Annotated in this window: 2 protein-coding genes; both read left to right on the forward strand. The window is 39.9% G+C overall.

What is annotated here, in order from left to right; all coding sequences use genetic code 11:
• Positions 1 to 198, forward strand: a 198-nt coding sequence (locus A3739_RS31055; protein ID WP_231877140.1) for a hypothetical protein, incomplete at its 5' end; no start/stop codon positions are given.
• A partial coding sequence (locus tag A3739_RS24510; protein ID WP_068503150.1) for a glycosyltransferase family 4 protein occupies positions 195 to 1,152 on the forward strand: 958 nt, incomplete at its 3' end. The genes A3739_RS31055 and A3739_RS24510, both read left to right, overlap by 4 nt.

Here is a 1,152-nt window from a genome sequence, read left to right on the forward strand (position 1 = left end):
ACCACTAAAAACTGCGATGTAATAGAGCAATTGGTAACAGATGGGAAAAATGGGTATCTGGCGGAAGTAGGGGATGTAGACGGTTTGGCTCTAGCTATAAAAAATTCCTTACAACTAGACCGTCAAAAAATTCATAACTCTTTAGGTGTTTTGGATACGGAAATTTCAGATTTGTTTTTCAGTGAGTCTAGTAAATGAGTTTGTTGATAATTGGGCCGCGGCTTCACAAGAATGGCCAAACAGGTGGTGTCGTTGTTTTAATGGAAAATACGTTGGCTTCATTGCAGTCCCGCGGTCTAACCATTGATGTTATTGACTCAAATAAACGTAATTATTATTTTCGCTGGCTAGGTTATATATCCATCCTGTTTGCTTGCACTAGAAAAATTCCAAAGGCCGATAAGGTAATGCTGCATGGCACAGCATTTGATTACCTTTTCATAGCACCGTTTGTTGTTTTTATTGGAAGATTGCTGAAGAAAAAGGTTGGTTTAGCTAAGTTTGCAGGCAACTATGATCTCGTGTATCAACGTTATTCTTGGTTAACAAAGAAGGTTGCTGACTGGACTTTACGGCACGCATCTATACTGTTTTGGGAAACACAATATCTGGTTGAGTTTTTTAAACCGATTAATTCGTGCTCTTATTGGCTACCTAACATGAGAAAAACAAATACTAAGCCATTAGCTACTCGAGAATTCCAAAAGCGTTTCGTTTTTCTTGGGCACGTTAATCGAGAGAAAGGTGTGCTAGATATCAAGAGTGTCGCTGATGAACTGGGTTCTGATTATTCATTCGACTTGTATGGAAGGGCGGAGGATGATGACCTTGTTGCGCGTTTAAAGAACAATAGTATTTCTTATAAAGGAGAGATAGCAGCTGAGCGCGTTGTTGAGGTAATTGATGATTATGATGTTTTGCTTTTCCCAAGTCGAAGGGAGGGGGAAGGTTATCCAGGTGTTGTAATTGAAGCTTTCTCTCGAGGCGTGCCTACTATCGCTTATGAGCTAAGAGGTTTGAAGGAAATGATTCGGGATAATTCTAATGGTCTGTTAGTTCCGGTTGCTGATGTTTCAGCACTTAAAGCTGCGATCGAAAGTTTGGATCGGAGTCGATATCAGTCTTTGTCAAAAAAAGCATATGAGTCGTTCT

It is taken from the genome of Oleiphilus sp. HI0067, from assembly GCF_001635735.1.